Annotated in this window: 13 protein-coding genes; 7 read left to right on the top strand and 6 right to left on the bottom strand. The window is 73.0% G+C overall.

Annotated elements, in window-relative coordinates:
- Positions 1 to 93: 93 nt before the first annotated feature.
- From ABZ719_RS22220 to ABZ719_RS22205, 4 genes are all read right to left on the bottom strand, one after another.
- A complete protein-coding gene (locus ABZ719_RS22220) occupies positions 94 to 483 on the bottom strand; it encodes a cell division protein SepF (protein WP_366726905.1) in 390 nt (129 codons plus the stop codon).
- A gap of 156 nt (positions 484 to 639) precedes the next feature.
- Positions 640 to 2787 (bottom strand): RNA polymerase recycling motor ATPase HelR, encoded by a 2148-nt coding sequence (gene helR / locus ABZ719_RS22215; protein WP_366726904.1) that lies wholly within the window; start codon positions 2785 to 2787, stop codon positions 640 to 642.
- Positions 2788 to 3182: 395 nt separating this feature from the next.
- Positions 3183 to 4208, bottom strand: a complete 1026-nt coding sequence (locus tag ABZ719_RS22210; RefSeq protein ID WP_366726903.1) for a LacI family DNA-binding transcriptional regulator — start codon at positions 4206 to 4208, stop codon at positions 3183 to 3185.
- Complete coding sequence (locus ABZ719_RS22205) at positions 4205 to 6691, bottom strand: glycoside hydrolase family 2 protein (RefSeq protein WP_366726902.1); 2487 nt, start codon at positions 6689 to 6691, stop codon at positions 4205 to 4207. Before ABZ719_RS22205 ends, ABZ719_RS22210 begins: the two co-directional genes overlap by 4 nt.
- A 316-nt stretch (positions 6692 to 7007) precedes the next feature.
- Between ABZ719_RS22205 and ABZ719_RS22200 the strand changes: the two genes are divergently transcribed.
- The 4 genes from ABZ719_RS22200 (at position 7008) to ABZ719_RS22185 (ending at position 11783) form a co-directional block, all read left to right on the top strand.
- On the top strand, positions 7008 to 8330 hold the full coding sequence (locus ABZ719_RS22200) for an extracellular solute-binding protein (protein WP_366726901.1): 1323 nt from the start codon (positions 7008 to 7010) through the stop codon (positions 8328 to 8330).
- 111 nt (positions 8331 to 8441) lie between these two features.
- On the top strand, positions 8442 to 9449 hold the full coding sequence (locus tag ABZ719_RS22195) for a sugar ABC transporter permease (protein ID WP_366726900.1): 1008 nt from the start codon (positions 8442 to 8444) through the stop codon (positions 9447 to 9449).
- Positions 9446 to 10318 carry a carbohydrate ABC transporter permease gene (locus ABZ719_RS22190; protein ID WP_366726899.1) on the top strand — a complete coding sequence of 291 codons (873 nt, stop codon included), beginning with the start codon at positions 9446 to 9448 and terminating at the stop codon, positions 10316 to 10318. Before ABZ719_RS22195 ends, ABZ719_RS22190 begins: the two co-directional genes overlap by 4 nt.
- A 160-nt stretch (positions 10319 to 10478) precedes the next feature.
- Positions 10479 to 11783 carry an MFS transporter gene (locus tag ABZ719_RS22185; RefSeq protein WP_366726898.1) on the top strand — a complete coding sequence of 435 codons (1305 nt, stop codon included), beginning with the start codon at positions 10479 to 10481 and terminating at the stop codon, positions 11781 to 11783.
- 179 nt (positions 11784 to 11962) lie between these two features.
- Here the strand turns inward: ABZ719_RS22185 and ABZ719_RS22180 are convergent, their stop codons facing one another.
- Together ABZ719_RS22180 and ABZ719_RS22175 are read right to left on the bottom strand one after the other, a co-directional pair.
- The gene (locus ABZ719_RS22180) at positions 11963 to 13618 is read right to left on the bottom strand and encodes a nucleobase:cation symporter-2 family protein (protein WP_366726897.1); all 1656 of its coding nucleotides are present in this window, start codon (positions 13616 to 13618) and stop codon (positions 11963 to 11965) included.
- A 206-nt stretch (positions 13619 to 13824) separates the two neighbouring features.
- Positions 13825 to 14787, bottom strand: a complete 963-nt coding sequence (locus ABZ719_RS22175) for a DUF3152 domain-containing protein (protein ID WP_366726896.1) — start codon at positions 14785 to 14787, stop codon at positions 13825 to 13827.
- A gap of 174 nt (positions 14788 to 14961) precedes the next feature.
- On the opposite strand from ABZ719_RS22175, the gene ABZ719_RS22170 reads away from it, so the two are divergent.
- The 3 genes from ABZ719_RS22170 to ABZ719_RS22160 are packed head-to-tail and all read left to right on the top strand — an operon-like array spanning position 14962 to position 17722.
- Positions 14962 to 15651, top strand: coding sequence for a response regulator transcription factor (locus ABZ719_RS22170; protein ID WP_366726895.1), 690 nt, complete (start codon positions 14962 to 14964; stop codon positions 15649 to 15651).
- Entirely contained in the window at positions 15648 to 17156 is a 1509-nt protein-coding gene (locus ABZ719_RS22165) for a HAMP domain-containing sensor histidine kinase (protein WP_366726894.1), read from the top strand. The genes ABZ719_RS22170 and ABZ719_RS22165 overlap by 4 nt, the downstream gene beginning before the upstream one ends.
- Positions 17153 to 17722 carry a hypothetical protein gene (locus ABZ719_RS22160; RefSeq protein WP_366726893.1) on the top strand — a complete coding sequence of 190 codons (570 nt, stop codon included), beginning with the start codon at positions 17153 to 17155 and terminating at the stop codon, positions 17720 to 17722. The genes ABZ719_RS22165 and ABZ719_RS22160 overlap by 4 nt, the downstream gene beginning before the upstream one ends.
- The last annotated feature ends 24 nt before the right edge of the window (positions 17723 to 17746 follow it).

The following is a 17746-nucleotide window of genomic DNA, read 5'->3' as shown; positions in this document are numbered from 1 at the left end:
CGGCTCCGCTCGGGCGCGGTCACGCCCGGACCGCGGAACCCGCCGGTCCGCACGAGCCGTTCCGCCCTGGCCGCCTTCCCGCGGTCGGCGGGCTCACGCGCCGGGGACCGCCGCCCCTTCCATCAGGCCGCTCACCTCGGTGCCGGGTGGCGTGAGGAGGAACACGTTGCGGTCGACGCGGTGCATCCCGCTGGCCAGACCGAAGACGACGCCGGTGCTGAAGTCCAGGACCCGCTTGGCCACCTCGGTCTCGGCCCCGGTGAGGTCGAGCAGGACCGGCACGCCCGCCATCAGCGTCTCGGCCACGTCGCGGGCGTCCGCGAACACGTTGACCCGCAGGACGACGAAGCGGCGGCGCAGCTCCGTGTCCGCCTCCGGTAGGGAGCGGTGGTTCACCGCGGACGGCCAGGAGTCCCGTCCGCGCAACGGAACGACCTGGGCGAGCCCCTCCCACTGTTCATCGGTGACGTCGTGGCTGTTCACCGGCTCCCCCCGACCTGACTCGCACTCATCGCCTGCACCAGCCAATTCTTACGCCATGTCACCTGTTCGGCCCAACTGCGACACGGTCGGCGACGGAGACGGACCGTTCCGGCACCACGGGCCGGCCGGCCGGGCGCCGGTTCGCCCGCCCCCCCGTCAGGAGCTGGTGAGGACGACGAGCTGCCGGGTCGCCCGGGTCATCGCGACGTAGCGGTCGACCGCCCCCTCGACGCCCGTGCCGAACTCCTGCGGATCGACGAGGACGACCAGGTCGAACTCCAGTCCCTTCGACAGCTCGGGTGTCAGCGACCGGACGCGGGCCGTCCCGGGGAAGCCGGGAGCGCCGATGACGCAGGCGGTCCCCTCGGCGTGCGCGGTCGCCCAGGCGTCGAGGACCGCGTCGAGGTCCGCGACGGAGCCGTGGACGACGGGGACGCCGTTGCTGCGGATGGAGGCGGGCACGTTGGCGTCCGGCAGCGCGGCCCGGATGACCGGTTCGGCCTCCGTCATGATCTCCTGGGGCGTGCGGTAGTTGATGCTCAGGGAGGCCAGGGTGATCCGGTCGAACCCGACCCGCTCCAGCCGCTCCCGCCACGTCTGCGTGAAACCGTGTCTGGCCTGTGCGCGGTCCCCGACGATGGTGAAGCTCCGGGAGGGGCAGCGCAGCAGCAGCATCTGCCACTCCGCGTCGGTCAGTTCCTGCGCCTCGTCCACGACGACGTGCGCGAACGGTCCGGCGAGCCGGTCCGGTTCGGCGCGGGGCAGGGCGTCCTCGTCGACGAGGGCGTCCCGCAGGTCCCGTCCGCGCAGCATCGTCACCGCGCCCTCGCCGTCGTCGTCGGCCGCGAGCACGTTGTCGATGACACGGGCCATGCGTTCGCGCTCGGCGGCCAGGGTGGCCTTCTGGCGGCGCTTGCGGCGGGCGGTCTGCGGGTCGCCCAGGCGCTGCCGTGCCGCGTCGAGGAGCGGCAGGTCGGACACCGTCCAGGCCCGCGGGTCCGCGCGCTGCAGCCGGCGTACGTCCTGCGGGCCGAGCCACGGCGCGCACATCCGCAGGTAGGCGGGGACCGACCAGAGGTCCGAGACGAGGTCGGCCGCTTCGAGCAGCGGCCATGCGCGGTGGAAGGCGGTGACCAGTTCCCGGTTCCGCGTCAGCGACCTGCGCAGCAGTTCGGGCGGGGCGTCGCCGTCGTGCTTGTCCGCCAGGAGGGTGAGCAGTTCCTCCCAGACCTGCTCGCGGGCCTCGTTGTGCGGGGTGCCGGGCTCCGCCGCATCGAACGCCGTGGCCCAGTCCTCGGCGTCCAGCCGGATGTCGGACCAGTGGGTGGTGACCGTCATGCCCTCCGTGGGCGGTTCCTCGTAGAACCTGACGGCCTTCTCGATCGCCTTCACCAGGTCCGCGGACGCCTTCAGGCGGGCCGCCTCCGGGTCGCTCTCGGTCCCGGCCGCGGCCCCCTCGGCGACGAGGTCCCGCAGCGTGCAGGTCTGCACGCCCTCCTCGCCGAGGCTGGGCAGCACGTCGGCGACGTAGCCCAGGTAGGGCTCGTGCGGGCCGACGAACAGCACGCCGCCGCGGCGGTGCCCGAGGCGGGGGTCGGCGTAGAGGAGGTAGGCGGAGCGGTGCAGGGCGACGACGGTCTTGCCGGTGCCCGGGCCGCCGTCGACGACGAGGGCGCCGCGCGAGCTCGCGCGGATGACGGCGTCCTGGTCGGCCTGGATCGTGCCGAGCACGTCCCTCATCCGCGGCGACCGGCTGCCGCCGAGCGAGGCGATGAAGGCGGACTGGTCGTCGAGCGCGGCGTGCCCGGCGAAGGCGTCCGCGGTGAACACCTCGTCCCAGTAGTCGCTGATCCGGCCGCCGGTCCAGCGGTACCTGCGGCGGCTCGCCAGCCCCATGGGGTCGGCGTGGGTGGCTCCGAAGAACGGCTCGGCCGCGGGTGAGCGCCAGTCGAGCAGCAGCCGGTGCCCCGTGCTGTCGGTGAGGCCGAGCCGGCCGACGTAGACGGGTTCGGTGCCGTCCGCGCCGACCATGCGCCCCAGGCACAGGTCCAGGCCGAAACGGCGCAGGGTGCGCAGCCGGGCGGTCAGGCGGTGGACCTCCGCGTCGCGGTCCATGGCCTGCCGGCCGAGGCCCCCGGGTGCCCTGCGGGCGGCGTCGAGGTGTTCGGACAGTTCGGCGATCGACTGCTCCAGACACCGCGCGACGGCCGCGAAGTGCCGCTCGTCGGCAGCGGTCAGCGCCGGGTCGGCCTTGGCGGACAGGCGCTCGGGAAGGTCGAAGACGCCGGTGGTCAGGGGGGTCACGTCCGTGATGCTCCGCATCTGTGTCTGGGGGCTGGGGGCTGGGGGCTGGGGGCTGAGGTCTCAGGACCGGCCGTGCGTCACGGCCGTACGGCGGCCCCGGCCCCGTACCGCCGGCCGCGCCGCGAGTCCGGCCGGCGAGCCGACAGCACCGCGTGACCCGTGGGCCGACACCGTCATACGCACTTCGCGACTCCCGTTCCCGCAGGTCCTGGCCATAGGCCGGTCATTCTGCGGGACGACGGGGGCCTTGCCGCAAGCCCCCCGGTGCGCTATACGTTGAGAGTGGAAAGGAGTGGGTCACCTCCTTTCCTTCTTCATTTCCGCCTTCTGTCCCCCGTGCTTCCCTGCCTTCCCTTCCGGCGCCGCACGGGCCGGCAAGGCCGGGCGGCGCCGGGTCAGCGCGGCGGGGCCGTCGACGCCCGCGGCACCAGCGACGGCGTCGCCACCGGCCGGGACGGGACGTCCTGGCCGGCGATCACGTCGAACAGCACCCTCGCCACCTGCGCACCGAAGCCGTGCACGTCATGGCTCATCGCGGACAGCGTCGGATGGGTCAGCCGGCACAACTGGGAGTCGTCCCAGGCCAGCAGGGAGAGTTCGTCGGGCACCGAGATGCCCATCTCGGCGGCCACGCCCAGCCCCGCGACCGCCATCAGGTCGTTGTCGTAGACGATCGCGGTGGGCCGCCGCGCGGACAGCAGCAGCGAGCGTGTCGCGCGGGCGCCCTCCTCGCCGGAGAAGCCGGTCTCCGCGTGCAGGGAGCCGTCCAGGCCGAGGCCTTCCATCGTCTCGCGGAAGGCGGCCCAGCGGATGGCGCTGTGGCCGAGCCCGGCCGGTCCGCCCACCCGGGCGATCCGCCGGTGGCCGAGGGCCGCCAGGTAGCGGACCGCCTCGGCGGTGGCGGTCGCGTCGTCGGTCCACAGGGAGGGCAGCCCGCCGGTGAGCGTGGGGTGCCCGACCGCCACCGCCGGCAGCCCGAGCGCCTTGAGGGGACCCAGGCGGGGGTCGTCGCGGTGGAAGTCGACCAGGACGGACCCGCCGACCTGACGCTCGCGCCACCAGGTCTCCTGGAGGGCGATCTCCTCCTCCAAGCTGCTGACCAGGCGCAGCAGCAGGGAGCAGTGGCGTTCGGCGAGGACGCTCTCGATGCCGGAGATGAACTCCATGTAGAAGGGTTCGAGGCCCAGCAGCCGGGCCGGCCGGCAGATGGCGAGTCCGATGGTGTCCACCGACTGCCTCGACAGGCTGCGCGCCGAGGAGTTCGGCGCCCAGCCCAGTTGCCGGGCGGCGGCGAAGATGCGTTCCCGGGTGGCATCCGAGACGCCCGGCTTGTGGTTGAACGCCAGGGACACCGCGCCCTTGGAGACGCCGGCCGCCGCCGCCACGTCCTTGATGGTCACCCGTTCCGTGGGTGCGCTCACGCCGGTTCCCCGCAGAAGAGCGCCGCCCGCACCGCGTTGGCCCCGGTCTCGCTCGCGCCGCGCAGGCGCAGCCGGACGCGCTCACCGGGCAGCAGCGTCCGCAGTCCGGTGTCGCAGGCGGCGTCGGGGCCCAGCCGGTCGGCCTGCAGCAGGAGGTCTCGTACCAGGGTGTGTGCTGTCACCACGACGTCGACACTACCGCTGTCGCCCAGGTCGTGGACCGTGACGTCGAAGCGGGGCGCCGGGCAGGAGAAGTCCTTGTCCGGGACGGGGAAGTGCAGGGCGCGCAGCCCGTCGGCGTCGGCCACCAGGAACTCCTCGGCCGACGCCGCGTCGGGCGCCAGGTCCGCGGGCAGGGCGGGCCGGCCCACGGAGCGCGCGGGGACCGTGACGTCGACCACGGCCTGTGCCACGGTGCCGCCGTCGGCCCGCAGCCGCCGCAGCGTGACCGTGGTGTGCCAGGGCTCGGCGGACTGGTTGACCAGCGCGAGGACCGGTGCCCCGCCTCCCCCGGCCTCGGACCCGGCTTCCCCGGCCCGGCTCGCGCTTTCCCCGGCCGGGGGCAGCAGGGTCAGCAGCCGGTCGGCGTAGACGCGGCGCAGTTCGTGGTAGAGCGGCTTGGGGCGGCCGTCGCCGTCGATCGCGGACCAGGAGCTGACCGGCCAGCAGTCGTTGAGCTGCCAGACGACGGTTCCGGCGCAGCGGGGCCAGTGGGCGCGCCAGTGCTCGATGCCGGCGGCCACGGCGCGGGCCTGCACGACCTGGGCGAGGTAGTGCCAGCGGTCGAAGTCGCCCTGGGGCAGCGGGAAGTGGCGGGCGATGCCGCGGTCCAGTTTGCCGTTCCCGTCCTCGGCCTTCTGGTGGTGCAGCATGCCCGGGGAGCCGGGGGCGAGCTGTTCGCCGGGCAGGGCGCGGCGCAGGGTGGCCAGGGCGGCCGGTGCCTGCCAGCCGAACTCGGCGACGAAACGGGGCACCGAGGCGCGGTAGTCGGCGTAGTCCCGGCGGTTCCACACCTCCCAGGAGTGGTGGGTGCCGTGGTCGGGGTCGTTGGGGTGGTGGTCCCAGGAGCCGGACCAGGGGCTGCCGGCGGTGTAGGGGCGGGTGGGGTCGAGTTCGGCGACGAGGCGGGGCAGCAGGTCGAGGTAGTAGCCGCCGCCCCAGGAGTCGCCCGCCAGCTCCGGCTCCCAGTCCCAGTCCCTGAAGCCCCACAGGTTCTCGTTGTTGCCGTTCCAGAGCACCAGGCTGGGGTGCGGCATCAGCCGGACAACGTTGTCGCGGGCCTCCGCCTCGACCTCACCGCGCAGCGGCTGCTCCTCGGGGTAGGCGGCGCAGGCGAAGAGGAAGTCCTGCCAGACCATGAGGCCCATCTCGTCACAGGCGTCGTAGAAGGCGTGGTCCTCGTAGATGCCGCCGCCCCAGATCCGCACGAGGTCGACGCCCGCCGCGGCGGCCTGCCGCAGCCGGGTCCGGTAGCGCTCGGGAGTGATGCGGGAGGGGAAGACGTCGTCGGGGATCCAGTTCACGCCGCGCGCGAAGATCCGTACGCCGTTGACGACGAAGGTGAAGCCGGTGCCGTGCTCGTCGCGGGAGCGGTCGAGCGTGACGGTGCGGAAGCCGATCCGCCGGCTCCAGGAGTCCAGGGTCCGGCCGCCCTGCGCCGCGCCCTCGTCCTCGTCCTCATCCACGAGGGTCAACTCAAGGTCGTACAGGGGCTGTTCGCCGTACCCGCGCGGCCACCACAGGTCCGGGTCCGGCACGTCGAGGGTCAGCACCGCCCGGTCGCCGTCGACGTCCGTGCGGGCCCGCACGCCCGCCGTCCCGGCCCGCAGGGAAAGCCTCCGGTCCGCGCCGCGCGCGGTGCGTTCGAGGTCGACGTGGATCTCCACCCGGCCCCTGCCGTCGGCGACCGTCACCAGCGGGCGCACCCCGGCCAGCCGGGCCGTCGACCAGCGCTCCAGCCGGACCGGCCGCCACATTCCGGCGGTGACCAGCGTCGGGCCCCAGTCCCAGCCGAAGGCGCAGGCCATCTTGCGGATGTACTGGAACGGCTCGGGATAGACGTTGGGCCGCTCGCCGGTCACGGCCCGCACGGCCTCGGCCTCGTCGTAGGCGGAGGCGAACTCCACGGCCAGCCGGCCGCTCACGCCGGTGACGTCGAAGCGGTGGCGGCGGTGCATGTTGCGCGTGCGGCCCATCTCCCGCCCGTCCACGCTGATCACGGCGGCGGTGTCCAGGCCGTCGAAGACGAGGTCGGTGCGCTCGTGGGCGCCGGGGGCGGTGTCGTCCGCGCCGAGGGCGCGGGTGTACGTCCACGCCCGGCGGCCGACCCAGGCGACCTCCCGCTCGTTCAGGCCGAGATACGGGTCGGGGATCACCCCGGCGGCCAGCAGGTCGGTGTGCACGCAGCCGGGGACCCGGGCGGGCAGCGGGGTCCCGTCGTGGTGGAGGCTCCAGCCCTCGGCGAGCTGGATGACGTCCTTCATGTGCGGCTCCTATCGGGAGGTGCGGGCAGGCGCCAGACGGTGCGGGCGGAGTCCGGGCAGCGGCCGGTTCCGGCCGCCGCACGACGGCACGACGCGACCAACCTAACCCCCGTTCATGAACCGGTCTAGTCCCCTTCCCTCGCTCCCCGGAGCGACAACGAGTCTGATGAACAGGCATGTCGCGCGGTGGCCGACCGGCAGGACGTAACGATTGGATATCGCGGTGAACTCGCGAGCTTTACCGGTTCACCAACGACTGTCATAGTTCCGTCAACCGCCGCAGCCCGAGCCGTAACCCTTGGAAGGAGTTGGGCACATGGGGAGGAAGACGACACTGAGCACCGCTCTGCTCACCACCGCGATGCTGACCGTCGCGGGGTGCAGCGGAGCGGGCGCGCCGTCGAACGAGACCGCCACCGCGCCGTCGGACCCGGGGGCCGTCTCGGGCACCATCACGGTCCTGACCCACCGCACCGACCTCGTGCAGAACGGCACGATGAAGAGGTACGCGGCCGAGTTCAGCAGGACCTACCCGAAGGTCAAGGTGAAGTTCGAGGGCATCACCGACTACGAGGGTGAGGTCAAGATCCGCATGAACACCGAGAACTACGGTGACGTCCTGATGATCCCCGCGGCGATCTCCAAGGGCGACTACCCGAAGTTCTTCGCGCCGCTGGGTCCCACGGCGTCCCTGCGGAGCAAGTACCGCTTCACCGACAAGACCGACGTGAACGGCAAGACCTACGGCATCGCCACCTTCGGCACCGCCGACGGCTTCGTCTACAACAAGGCCCTGTGGAAGAAGGCGGGCGTCACGACGTGGCCCACCACCCCGCAGCAGTTCCTCACCGACCTGCGGGCCGTCGGGACGAAGACCGGCGCGACCCCTTACTACACCAACTTCAAGGACGGCTGGCCGCTCAGCAGCCCCTGGACCAACAGCGTCGGCTCGGTCAGCTGCGACGCCAAGGCCTCCGACGCCCTGGCCGCCGCCGACAAGCCGTGGGCCGCGGGCAGCGACCTGAACGTGATCGACACGCTCCTCTACGACATCGTCCACGGCGGGCTCGCGGAGAAGGACCCGACCACCACCAACTGGGAGAACTCCAAGACACTCCTGGCCAAGGGGAAGATCGGCAGCATGCTGCTCGGTTCGTGGGCGATCACGCAGATGCGGGACGCCGCGAAGAAGGCCGGCACGAACCCCGAGGACATCGGCTTCATGCCGTTCCCGGTCCAGAAGGACGGCCACTTCTGCGCCACCCTGCTCTCCGACTACCAGCAGGCCGTCAACGTCCACTCGTCCCACAAGGCCGCCGCGCGCGCCTGGATCGACTGGTTCACCGAGAAGTCCGGCTACTCCGCCTCCGAGGGCGCCGTCTCACCCGTGAAGGCCGTCAAGCTGCCGAGCACGCTGCAAGGGTTTGTTGACAACGATGTCACGATGATCGAGCGCTCCGAGGCGAAGACCGCCGACGTCAACGCGATCGACAACGCCTCGGAGATCGGGCTGAGCAAGCCGGACTACCGGCAAAAGCTCGTCGACCTGGCGCGCGGCGCGCAGAAGGGCTCGCTGGAGGACTACTTCTCCGACCTGGACAAGCGCTGGGCCGAGGCCAGGCGGAGCGCCGGTTCCTGAACCGGCCGGCACACCGGGCCCCGCCCCGGCCCGGCCCCGCCGCCCACGGGCCGGGGCCCGGTGTGCCGACCCCCCGCTCGCTCACCGCGGACGACGAAAGGCCCCGCCGACATGACCGACCTCACCCGCACCGCACCACCGCCGCCCGACCCGCCCGGCCCGCTCGCCGGCCCCGGCCCGTTCCCCCTCCGGCGCGGACGCCGCTCCCCGGCGGGCACCGCCCGGGGCGCCGGCTCCGTGCGGACCTGGCGCGACCACCCGCTGCGCCGCGCCACACCGTGGCTTTTCCTGCTGGTCCCGCTGGCCCTGCTGATCACGTTCACGTACGTGCCGGTGGGCAACATGATCTACTACAGCTTCACCGACTGGGACGGCGTCAGCCCCGACCGGAACTTCGTCGGCGCGGACAACTACAAGGAGCTGTTCACCCGGCCGGAGTTCTTCCGGGTGTTCGCGGTGAGCCTGTACTACCTGGCCGCGTCCGTCGTGCAGATCGCCGCCGCGCTGTACTTCGCGACGATCCTCAGCTTCGACCTGCGGCTGCGCAGCCTGTTCAAGGGGATCCTGTTCTTCCCCTACCTCATCAACGGCGTCGCGATCGGCTTCGTCTTCCTGTACTTCTTCCAGGACGGCGGCACCCTCGACTCGGTCCTGTCCCTCTTCGGCGCCGGCGGCGACCATGCCTGGCTCGGCGACCCGCAGTCGGCCAACACCTCGCTGGCCGGGGTCTCGGTGTGGCGCTTCACCGGCCTGAACTTCGTGCTGTTCCTCGGCGCGATCCAGTCCGTACCCGGCGAGCTGTACGAGGCCGCCCAGCTCGACGGCGCGAACCGGCGGCAGCAGTTTTGGCACCTGATCATGCCGAGCATCCGTCCGGTGCTCAGCCTCAGTGTCATCCTGGCGGTCTCCGGCTCGCTGTCCGTCTTCGAGATCCCGTGGATCATGACCGGCGGCGCGACCGGCACGTCGACCTTCGTCATCCAGACGGTCAAGCTCGCCTTCCAGTTCAACAAGACCGGCCTGGCCTCGGCCTGCGCCGTGGTGCTGCTCCTGGTGGTCCTGCTGATCACGTGGATCCAGCGGCGCCTGGTGCCCGACGAGAAGGTGGACCTCGCATGACCGCCCCCGCCCCCGCCCCCGCCCTCGAGCCCGTCTCCCGGCGCAGGCGCTACGGCGTCGCGACGACGCTGACGTACCTGTCGCTGGTCGTCGCCTCGCTGGTGGTGCTCGCCCCGCTCGCCGCGCTCTTCCTGACGTCGCTGAAGACGTCCCAGGAGGTCTCCGACGGCGGTGCGCTGAGTCTGCCGCACGACTGGCTGAACTTCTCCAACTACGCGACCGCGTTCACCGACGGGCACATGCTCCAGGCGTTCGGGAACACGGCGTTCATCCTGCTGTTCTCGGTCACCGGCACGGTGCTGATCGGTTCCATGACGGCGTACGCCATCGACCGCTTCGAGTTCCGCTTCAAGAAGCTGGTGATGGCACTGTTCCTGGTAGCCACCCTGGTGCCGGGCGTGACGACGCAGGTGGCGACCTTCCAGGTCGTGAACAGCTTCGGGCTCTTCGACAGCCGGTGGGCGCCGGTCCTGCTGTACATGGGCACCGACATCGTCTCCATCTACATCTTCCTGCAGTTCATCCGGGGGATCCCGACCTCCCTGGACGAGGCGGCACGGCTGGACGGGGCGAACGCGTTCACCATCTACCGCAAGATCATCTTCCCGATGCTGAAGCCGGCGATCGCCACGGTGGTGATCATCAAGGGGATCACCACGTACAACGACTTCTACATCCCCTTCCTCTACATGCCCTCGGAGGACAAGGGCACGATCTCCACGGCCCTGTTCCGCTTCAAGGGCCCCTTCGGGGCGCACTGGGAGGACATCTCGGCCGGTGCCGTCCTGGTCATCCTGCCGACGCTGATCATCTTCCTGTTCCTCCAGCGCTACATCTACAACGGGTTCAGCCAGGGGGCGACGAAGTAGCGGAGGCCTGGGCCGGGGGGGGGAAGCGAGTGCCCCGCGGCCTGCGGGTCCGGCAGGCAGGCGTCCGGGGCGGGCAGCAGGCCGGCGGGGGATGCGAGCGCGGCCGGGGGGACGCGGGGCCGGCCGGGGAAGGGCGGGGGGCCGCGTGGATAATCCGTGGGTGACTCCCCCGCGAAACCGCGTCCGCCGGCCGTCCTGGGCCGGGCGCGACTACACACTGCTGACCGCTGCCGCCGTCGTGTCGGGGCTCGGCAGCTCCGGGGCGCTGGTCGCCGGGGCGTTCGCGGTGCTCGCGGCCGGTGGTTCGGCCACCGACGTGGGCCTGGTCGCGGCGGCACGGACCGTACCGCTGGTGCTGTTCGTGCTGATCGGCGGGGCCGTGGCGGACCGGCTGCCCCGGCACCGGGTGATGGTCGCGGCGAACGCGCTCAACTGCCTCTCGCAGGGCCTGTTCGCCGCCCTCGTCCTCACCGGCACCGCACGGGTGTGGCAGATGGCGCTGCTGGCCGCGCTCGGCGGGACCGGGCAGGCGTTCTTCTCCCCCGCCGCCGAGGGCATGGTGATGGCCAGCGTCTCGGGCAGCGAGTCCGGGCGCGCCTTCGCCGCCTTCCGCACCGGGGTGAACGGCGCGAACATCCTGGGCACCGGGCTCGGCGGTGTGCTGGTGGCGGCGGCCGGGCCGGGGTGGGTGCTGGCCGTCGACGCGGTGGCGTTCGCCGTCGCGGGGTCGCTGCGCGCCTTCCTGGACGTGCGCGGCGTCCCCGCGCGGCGGGGCGGTACGAACCTCCTGGCGGACCTGCGGGAGGGGTGGCGCGAGGTGGCCGGCCGGCCCTGGCTGTGGTCGATCGTGGTGCAGTTCGCCGTGGTGAACGCGGTGGTCGCGGCGGCCGAGACGGTGTACGGGCCGCTGGTCGCGCGCGAACGGCTCGGCGGACCGCAGCCGTGGGGGCTGGCGCTGGCCGCCTTCGGCGTGGGTACGGTCCTCGGCGGGCTGGTGATGACGCGGTGGGCGCCGCGGCGACTGCTGCTCGTGGGCGCACTCGGCGTGCTGCCGCTCGCGCTGCCCTCCGCGGCGCTGGCCGTGCCGGTGCCGACGCCCGCGCTGGTCGCGGTGATGTTCGCGACGGGCGTGAGTGTCGAGGTGTTCGCGGTGGCGTGGATGTCCGCACTGCACCAGGAGATACCGGAGGAGAAGTTCTCGCGGGTGTCGTCGTACGACTGGCTGGGGTCACTGGCGCTGGTGCCGGTGGCGACGGCGGTGGCCGGCCCGGTCCAGGACGCGGTGGGCCGGCCGGCCGCGCTGTGGGGGTGTTCGGCGCTGGTGCTGGTACTGACCCTGGCGGTGCTGTGCGTGCCGGACGTACGCCGCCTGACCCGCCGAACGGACCTGATCACCGCGGGGCCGGCCGGGCAGCCCCCGGCGGCCACCGCCGAGCAGGACGCGGAGGGCGCGGTGGGCCGGTGAGTCCAGATGGTCCGCCCGCGCCGGCCGGCCTGATCGACCTGATCGACCTGATCGGATCGGCCGGATCGGCCAGGTCGGTCGGCTGGCCGGCTGGCCGGTCCAACGGGTCCGCCGGTCCAACGGGTCCGCCGGACCAACGGGTCGGCCGGGCCATCGGGTCGCCGGCCAGGCCCGAACGCTCACACGCCGTGCGGGCTCCTGCGGTCCATGCGGTGCGGGTCCGCCGGCTCCCCGCCGTCCGTTCCGTCCGCGCGGTCCGTGCCCCGCGCGCCGCCCGCTCCCTCCGTACGGTCCCCGCCGTTCCTTCCGCCCGTACGGTCCCCGCCGTCCGTTTCCTCCGTGCGGTGCGCGCCGGCCGTCCCGTCCGGACGGGTCTCGTGCGCGGGGTGGGACCGCTCGGCCGTCCCGGTGGCGGTGTCGCCGGGCGGGATGACGCCCTTCGGCGGGGCCGCGGCGAACACCGAGGCGTCCTCGCGGTTCCAGCGGGTCTCGTTGAACAGCAGGTTGAGGAGGACGGCGACCACGCTGGCGGCGCTGATGCCGGACGACATGATCAGCGCGAACCAGTGCGGGAACTCGTCCCAGAAGTGCGGCGCGGCGACCGGGATCAGGCCGAAGCCGACGGCGGTGGCGACGATGACGAGGTTGAGGTTGTTGTCGAACCGCACGGTGGACAGGGTCCGCACGCCGCTGGCCGCGACGGACCCGAACAGCACCAGTCCGGCCCCGCCGAGCACCGGCAGCGGCACGGCGGCCACGACGCGCCCGAGGACCGGGAACAGACCGAGCACGACCATGATCCCGCCGCCCGCGGCGACGGCGTAACGGCTCTTGATCCTCGTCAGGGCGACGAGTCCGACGTTCTGGGCGAAGGCCGTGCAGGCGAAGCCGCCGAAGAGCGGGGAGACGCTGGTGGAGATCATGTCGGCGCGCAGGCCGTCGCCGATCCGGCGGGCGTCGACCTCGGTGCCGACGATCTCGCCGACGGCGATGATGTCGGCGGTGGTCTCGGTCAGGACGACGACCACGACGACGACCATGGAGATGACGGCGGCGGCGTCGAACCGGGGTGCTCCGAAGGCGAGGGGTTCGGGGAGGGCGAAGACCGCTCCCTTCGTCACGCCGGAGAAGTCGGTCCTGCCGAGTGCGGCGGCGAGGACGGTGCCCAGGACGATGCCGAGCAGGATCGACAGGCGCGAGACAGCGGGCTTCCCGGCCCGGGACAGCACGAGGATGATCAGCAGCGTGGCACCGGCCAGGCCGATGTCCGCCATGCTGCCGCCCTTGGCGGCCCCCTCCCCGCCGCCGGAGGCCCAGCCGAAGGCGACCGGGAGCAGGGTGAGCCCGATGACGGCGATCACCGTGCCGGTCACCACGGGCGGGAAGAACCGTACGACCCGGCCGAAGAACATGCTCGCCACGAGGCCTACCAGGCCCGCGGCGATGGTCGCGCCGAAGACGGCGGGCAGGCCGTGGCTGCGGGTCGCGATGGCCGTCATGGTGGACACGGCGGCGAACGTGGCGCCCTGCACGAGCGGGAGCCGGGCGCCGACCATCGGCACGCCGAGGGTCTGGAGCAGGGTGGCGAGGCCGCTGACGAAGATGGTGGCCGTCACCAGCAGGCCCAGTTCGGTGCCGCTGAGTCCGGCGGCCCCGCCCACGATGAGCGGCGGGGCGATGATGCCGCCGTACATGGTGAGGATGTGCTGGAAGCCGTAGGCGACGAGCTGGCGGGCGGGGAGCCGTTCGTCCTCGGGGCGGGGAGCTGTCTCCGCGTCCGGTGTCTCCGCGCCCGGGGATGCCGCGGCGGAGGAAGTTGATCTTGACCTGAACACGACCCCAACCTTCCGTATGATGGAATCAACATTTCGTTGAGGGGCGGGGGCGACGTTAACTACGTCACAGAAGAACGTCAACAGTTCCCACGATGCGCTCCCATCCGTCCGGAAGAGTTCGTGGATACCCACAAAGTGATCGCGGAGCGGGTCCGCGCGGAGGAGGGACCCAGGGGCCGCTTTCGGTCACCCTCCGTGGGAGGCGGTCAGGGCACGGCCGGGCCGCTGAGGTAGTTCCCGCGGGAGTCGTAGGGCCAGGCGTTGGCGACGCACCCGCGGAGCCCGTCGATCTGCTGCATCATCGCGGGAGCGGGCCGTCCGGGACCGGGGCACGTCTCGTGGCCGTGGCCGATGCGGTGGCCGACCTCGTGGTTGATGATCAGGGCGCGGTAGTCGTGCAGGGACCCGGAGAACTGGGGTGAACCCTGGTTCCAGCGTTTGAGGTTGACGACGACCTGGCTGCCGACGTCGCAGTTGACCTCGCCGTGGGTGTGCAGTCCGGCCGCGCCGCAGATGCGGTCCACGGTGGCGGGCGTGGCGATCTTCACCACGAAGTCGACGGCGCCCCGGGAGACGAGCTGGAAGGCGTCGTGCCCGTCGGCGGTCCAGCCCCGCCGGTCGGCGAGGACGCCCTCGATCTCGCGGGCCGCCTCGTCGGGCGTGACGCCCGTCCCCTCCTCGACCTGGACCTCGTAGCGCCGCACCGTCCCGTGCCCGGCCACCTTCCCGGAGGCCCGCGCGGTGTGGAAGACGCCGTTGCCGGCCGCGCCGCCGCCCTTCCGGGCGTCCGGCCGGCCGCCCCCGCTCTTTCCCGGGCCGTGCTTCGCGCCCTTCCCCGCCGCCGTCCCGGACACCTCCGGCTCCGGCGTCGTGCGGCCCCCGGCGCGCCGGACGGAGTCCGCCGCCTGCGTCGGGCTCTGTGCCGCGCTCCGGCCTGCCGCGGCGGACGGGCCGCCGCCCTTGCCGTCGCCGCCGCCCGCCCCCGCGAGCAGGGCCGCGGCGCCGAGCGAGCCGGCCGCCGCCAGGGCGCAGAGGGCGATGAGGGGGCGACGGCTGCGGGCACGGCGCCGGGAGGCGCGGCGGACGGTGCCGGCACGGCGGGAGGCGCGGCGGCTCGGCGGACGGTCCGCGCCGGTCGCGGCGTCCGGACGGGGTGTGGTTCCTGGCATGGCGCCCAGGCTGATGACCGTATGTGATGCCCTGTGGACCGAAAGGTCACAGGACTGTAACGGTGATCGTCCGCGGGTTTGAGCGCGGCGCCCATATGATCCTTCCGTAACAGTTCCCCGCGCGGAGCGGCCCTCGCGGCCGGCGCCGTTCGCGGCCCGCACATACTGAGCGACATGCCCCGGATCCTGCTCATCGAAGACGACGCCGCCGTGCGCCAGGGAGTCCAGCTCGCCCTGCGCCACCAGGGGCACGACGTCTGCGCCGCCGCCACCGGCGAGGAGGGCCTGGACCGGCTCGGCCCCTTCCGCCCCGACGTGGTCGTCCTGGACCTCATGCTGCCCGGCCTGCCCGGCCTCGACGTGTGCCGGCGGATCAGGGCGCGCGAGCAGGTCGGGATCATCATGATGACCGCCAAGGGCGACAGCGTCGACATGATCGTCGGCCTGGAGGCGGGGGCCGACGACTACGTCGTGAAACCCGTGCAGGCCAGGGTGCTCGACGCCCGGATCCGCGCCCTGCTGCGCAGACTGGACGCCCCCTCCCCGGCCGCCGCCCGCCCCCGGCCCGAGACGCACGGGGACCTCGGCATCGACCGGGCCGGCCTGCGGGTCACCCACCGGGGGCAGCAGGTGGACCTCGCCCCGTCCGAACTGCGGCTGCTGCTCGCGCTGTCCGCCTCGCCCGGTCAGGTCCTCAGCCGCCAGCAGCTCCTGGAAGCGGTCTGGGAACACAGCTACCACGGGGACATACGCCTGGTGGACGCCTGCGTGAAGCGCCTGCGCGGCAAGCTCGGCGAACTGGGCGGCGCCGCCCGCTACGTCCACACCGTGCGCGGTTTCGGCTACTGCTTCCGCTCGCCGTGAGACTGCGCCCTCCCGCCCTGCGCGGCGGCCTTCGCCTCCGGCTCGTCGCGGGCTTCACCGTCGTCGCCGTCGTCAGCTGCCTGAGCACCGGCGTGCTCACCTTCCGCGAGGCGCGCACCGGCGTGCTCCAGCAGAGCCAGGACGCGGTGGTCCGGCAGCTCCGGGACAGCGTCGACGCGCGGGCGCCCGGCTACCCCGAGACGCCCGACCGCTCCGACCTGAACCACATCGTCGCCGACCTCGCCTACACGCACCGCTCCCAGCAGTGGCGGTTCCTCGCCACCTACGGCGGGCTGAGCGCCGTCTACGGACCGCAGGACAGCTTCGACGTGCTCACCCCCGAGCTGCGGCGCTCCGTGAGGACCCGGCCGGCCGCGGTCTTCCAGCGGGTCCACCACGACGGCCGGGCCTACCTCGTCGTCGGGCTGCCCGTCACCTACGCCTCCTCGGCCGGCGTCAGCTCCACCCCCACCGGTCTGGTGCTCTACCTGGTGGTCCCGCAGGAGAGCGAACAGCTCTACGTCGAGGCCCTGATCACCGCCATCGAGCGGGCCACCCTGCCCGCGCTCGGCCTGGCCGTCCTGATCGCGCTGCTCGTCGCCCGCGGTGTGCTGCGCCCCGTGCGGGCCCTGGGACGGGCCACCCGGCGGATGGCCGCCGGACACCTCGACACCCGGCTGGCCGTCAGCGGCTCCGACGAACTGGCCGAACTGTCCCGGACGTTCAACGACACCGCCGCCGCGCTGGAGGAGTCGGTGGCGGAGCTGCGCCGCATGGAGGCGCGGGCCCGCCGCTTCGCCGCCGACGTCTCGCACGAACTGCGCACCCCGCTCGCCGCGATGACGGCGGTCACCGACGTCCTCGACGAGCAGTCGTCCCGCCTGGACCAGGTCACCGGCGAGGCGGTACGGCTCGTCAGCGAGGAGACCGCGCGGCTGGCCCGCCTGGTCGACGACCTGATGGAGATCTCCCGGTTCGACGCGGGCGCCGCCGAACTCGGCGCCGACGAGATCGACCTGGCCGAGTCGGTCCGCCGCACCCTCGCCTCCCGCGGCTGGCTGGACCGGGTGCGCACGGAGCTGCCGGACAGCGGCACGCCGCGGGCCGTGGTGGATCCGCGCCGCGTGGACGTGGTGGTGGCCAATCTGGTCGGCAACGCGCTGCGGCACGGCGCACCGCCGGTGACCCTGCGGCTGACCGCCGCCGGCGGATGGGCGGTCATCACCGTCACCGACCGGGGTCCCGGTGTCCCGGAGGCCGACCTGCCGCACATCTTCGAACGCTTCTACAAGGCCAGCCGGGCCCGGACCCGCAGCGAGAGCAGCGGTCTCGGGCTCGCCATCACCGCGGAGAACGTGCGCCTGCACGGCGGCCGCGTGCGGGCGGCCAACGCGCCGGGCGGCGGCGCGGTGTTCACCGTCGAACTGCCGCTGCGCCCCCGCCCCGGCACGGACACCGCCCCCGCGCGGGACGGCGAGGAGCACGCGGAAGAGGAGGAGTCATGAGACGCGCCCCGCGCACGGCGGCCACGGCGGCCCTCACCGGCGCCCTGCTCACCCTGGCGGGCTGCGGCGTACCCACGTCGGGCGTCATCGACGCCGGTGCGCCGGCGTTCGGTGTCCCCGCGCGGATCATGGTCTACTTCGTGGCGGCCGACGGTCTCCTGCGACCCGTCCCGCGGCGCACACCCGACGAGGCCGCCGACCCGGTCACCGCGGCCGTGCGGCTGCTGCTGGCCGGGCCGGACAGGAGCGAGGCCCGGACGCTGACCACGTCCCTGCCGGCGGTGCCGGGGCCGGTCGCCGTGAGCGTCGGCCGAGACGTCGTCTCCGTCCGCTTCCCCGCCGGGGTGGGCCGGCTGGACAACCTGGCGATGGAACAGCTCACCTGCACCGCGGCGGACACGCTGAGCCGGTCTCCGGACCTCGCGCTCCCCTCGTACCCCGCCACGCCTGCGGGACCCGTCGCCGGGGGCGTGAGCACACCGGCACCGCAGCCGCACATCAGCGTCCGCGCCGAGGGAGAAGGCTGGGCCACGGCCCGCTCGGACACCGTCTGCCCCGGCACCTGACGCGGCGACCGGGCGGCGCGTCAC

This window comes from Streptomyces sp. NPDC006743, from assembly GCF_040703815.1.
GTDB lineage: Bacteria > Actinomycetota > Actinomycetes > Streptomycetales > Streptomycetaceae > Streptomyces.
This window is presented reverse-complemented; position numbering and strand designations above follow the sequence as displayed.